At 60.8% G+C, this 1,236-nt stretch carries 1 protein-coding gene; it reads left to right on the plus strand.

Features of this window, described 5'->3' with window-relative positions:
• Window positions 1–81 precede the first annotated feature (81 nt).
• Window positions 82–1,229 (plus strand): IS3 family transposase gene (locus QMG56_RS23220; protein WP_281825273.1). Its coding sequence is split into 2 segments (ribosomal slippage): window positions 82–343 and window positions 343–1,229, totalling 1,149 coding nucleotides; the frame shifts between segments, so codons are not numbered across the junction.
• Window positions 1,230–1,236 lie beyond the last annotated feature (7 nt).

Consider the following 1,236-nt stretch of genomic DNA (forward strand, 5'->3'; position numbering starts at 1 on the left):
TGCTCTGCCACCTGAGAATTGGACCATTTGCGGATAGAGTTTTCCGCCGTAGGTTTCCTTGGCTGGGCAAGGAGGTTTGGTGTGAAGGCATCGAAGTTCACGGACGCGCAGAAGGCGTTCGTCATCAAGCAGGGCGAGGAAGGCACGCCCGTCGCTGAGGTCTGCCGCAAGGCAGGGATCAGCCAGGCGACCTACTTCAACTGGAAGAAGAAATACGCGGGGCTGCTGCCATCGGAGATGCGGCGGCTGCGCGAGCTGGAGGACGAGAACAGCCGGCTTAAGCGGATCGTGGCGGACCTGACGCTGGATCGCGAGATGCTGCAGGATGTTATCAAACGAAAGCTCTGAGGCCGGATCGCAAGCGCGAGATTATCGACGCGGTTCGGCAGGACTGGCAGGTTACGATCCGCAGGGCGTGTGCCGCCCTGCACTTCGATCGTTCGACCTATCATTACCAGTCCCGCCGCACCGATCCGGCCTTCCTGAAGAAGCGCATCAAGGAGATCTGCGAGACGCACGTCCGCTATGGCTACCGGCGGGTGTATTACATCCTGCGCCGCGATGGCTGGTCCGTGAACATGAAGAAGGTCTATCGGCTTTACAGGGAGTTGGGCCTGCAGCTGCGCAACAAGACGCCCAAGCGGCGGGTCAAGGCGAAGTTGCGCGAAGACCGTGCTCCTGCAATCCGACCGAACGATGTCTGGGCGATGGACTTCGTTCACGACCAGCTGGCGACGGGCCGCAAGCTGCGCATCCTGACCGTGGTCGATACCTACTCCCGGCTATCGCCGGTGGTCGATCCCCGGTTCAGCTATCGCGGCGCGGACGTGGTCGCGGCTCTGGATCGGGCATGCAGGGAGATCGGCTATCCGAAAACGATCAGGGTGGACAATGGCAGCGAGTTCATCTCCCGCGACATGGATCTGTGGGCTTACCAGCGCGGTGTGATCCTGGACTTCTCTCGCCCTGGTAAGCCCACAGACAATGCGTTCATCGAGGCGTTCAACAGCAAGCTGCGCAGCGAATGCCTGAACGCTCACTGGTTCCTGTCGCTGGAAGATGCTTGCGAAAAGCTGGAGGGCTGGCGTAGACACTACAACGAAGAGCGACCGCACAGCGCGATCGGGAATATCCCCCCGATCATGCTGGCAAACTCACCCGGTGCAACCCGCCCACCGGATCTGAGCGAGGCGGAAAACTCCAGACCCAAGCGGTCCAAGGTTGGGTAGCAGTGCA

The organism is Sphingobium sp. BS19, from assembly GCF_027925545.1.
Lineage (GTDB): Bacteria > Pseudomonadota > Alphaproteobacteria > Sphingomonadales > Sphingomonadaceae > Sphingobium.